Origin of the sequence: Marinimicrobium hydrolyticum, assembly GCF_030848505.1 — a bacterium.
Lineage (GTDB): Bacteria > Pseudomonadota > Gammaproteobacteria > Pseudomonadales > Cellvibrionaceae > JAVDDU01.
Genome location: NZ_JAVDDU010000025.1, coordinates 1 through 1,448 on the forward strand (window position 1 = coordinate 1; position 1,448 = coordinate 1,448).

Annotated in this window: 2 protein-coding genes; both read right to left on the minus strand. The window is 48.1% G+C overall.

Annotated features, from left to right (window positions below; all coding sequences use genetic code 11):
• Window positions 1-3 precede the first annotated feature (3 nt).
• Window positions 4-216: a hypothetical protein gene (locus RBH33_RS17660; RefSeq protein WP_306733545.1), complete on the minus strand. Its 213-nt coding sequence runs from the start codon at window positions 214-216 to the stop codon at window positions 4-6.
• Between the two features lie 788 nt (window positions 217-1,004).
• Window positions 1,005-1,448: hypothetical protein (locus tag RBH33_RS17665; RefSeq protein WP_306733546.1), on the minus strand; the 444-nt coding region annotated here is incomplete at its 5' end.

The window sequence follows — 1,448 nt, forward strand, 5'->3', positions numbered from 1 at the left end:
TCACTATGCCACTACAACCAAGATGCCTGCGTCGGCTAAATACTTGTCGTTAGCAGATTTCCTTACGACAAATCCAGCCACCTCGCCATCTCTTCGTAGGATACTGAGAAATCCGCTCTCATTAAAATCTTCACGGAATTCTTTTGAAATCTCGGTCGAACCAGAAAAACTAAAGCTAGAAAATATCAATAATATAGACGATAAAATATACTTCATAAGAATGCTTCCTGCATAACGCCCAGCGTAACCGGGCGGCTTTGGAGCGCCAGCGGAAAAGCCTATCCGCGTTGACGCTGTGGTTATACACTACAGTACTTGCCGGCGCGGATCAGTCACTTCGCCCTTCCAATTCTTGAAGATACTCGTGCACTGTCATTTCAAAATCTTTAACCTCAAATCCGAATAGGTGAATTTCATGAATTCCAACTGAAAACCGCCGAGTGCTCATTGAACCCCACCTTCCAGGGAGCGCTGGTGCTTGACCATTCCAAGAATCTCCCAGCTCTAATGAGAAAGTAAAATGATCTTGTGGCTTACAAACATCTTCCTGGCATCCCTTCCGGAACTGATCAATCCTGATGCAGAAATTATGCGGACGAAAGTGAAGGCTGCTGCCATCCGGGAGCGGGAGAACGTGGTGCTCAGATTGATCTCCGTACCAGACCTGAAACCAGCTTCCACCGCCACACATGCTCCCCTGATATTCACAGGTTGCAACAGCAGAAAACTGGTTCGGCCCATCTTTCCCTAATATATCGAGACTAAAATGAATCTCTGCCTCAGCGCCATGATCCGGAAAGTTTTGGAACTGCTCTGTCCTAGAACACGCGGCGCTACCGGAGATGACAGATGCAACGGCCTGAAGAGACTGACAACCCACCAATGCAGGAATGACGCAAATGCAAGAAAAGAGTAGAAGTAGTCTCATAGTGTATAACGCCGCGCACACCGGTGCGAGCTTGCGAGCATCCGGCGGCCGACAGGCCGCGTAGTGCTGCGCTTGGTTATATGGTTTGGCGGAAACACTCTCTAAGCTCCTCGATGTCTTTACTGGACTCACACCCTTGAACAGGATATTTCAGAAGGTATTCCGCTACGTCATCTTTGGCTTCGATATATCGCTGCTTTTGATTGGATGGCATATGCGGTGAAGCGATGAGGTTTTGCAAATACCTATGGTCGTCCAAAAGCGTCATAAAAGCTAAATGCTTAGCCTGATCCGCATTTCCTTCGTTGTATTGGCGGACAATAAGTAGTTTCTGCCTCACTTCGCTAGGAGTCGCACTCAAATGCATTGCCAGTGCCTCGCCTGTTGCTTTGTGAAGATAGACCCAGACCGCGACCCCGCTGATGGCAGCACCGACAACCATCGCTATTACTAATTGAGAAAGTAATTTCATAGTGTCATATACATATAACGCCGCCAGCACGCGCGGCTTTGTAGTGAA